Here is a 276-nt window from a genome sequence, read left to right on the forward strand (position 1 = left end):
CTTGCTCAAACTTACCAGGACACGCTTGAATTGCGCCTGTAAACGCGCCTTTTTCATACCCAAATAAGGTTGCTGCAAGCATATTTTCAGGAATTGCTGCACAGTTAATCGCAACAAACGGCGCATCGCATCGGTTCGATTTATCATGAATATACCGTGCCAGCACTTCCTTACCTGAACCACTTGGGCCTAGCACCATAACGCCCGCATCAGACCGTGCAACTTTCCTTGCTAACTCTAAAAGTTGAATACTGCTTGGGTCGGCAACAATGGGGC

1 protein-coding gene is annotated in these 276 nt (G+C 47.8%); it reads right to left on the reverse strand.

All coding sequences use genetic code 11. The features are described from left to right. On the reverse strand, positions 1–276 hold a 276-nt coding region (locus R0J88_RS19870), incomplete at both ends, for a sigma 54-interacting transcriptional regulator (RefSeq protein WP_410900858.1).

Origin of the sequence: Pseudoalteromonas sp. SIMBA_162 (assembly GCF_046535955.1) — a bacterium.
GTDB lineage: Bacteria > Pseudomonadota > Gammaproteobacteria > Enterobacterales > Alteromonadaceae > Pseudoalteromonas > Pseudoalteromonas marina.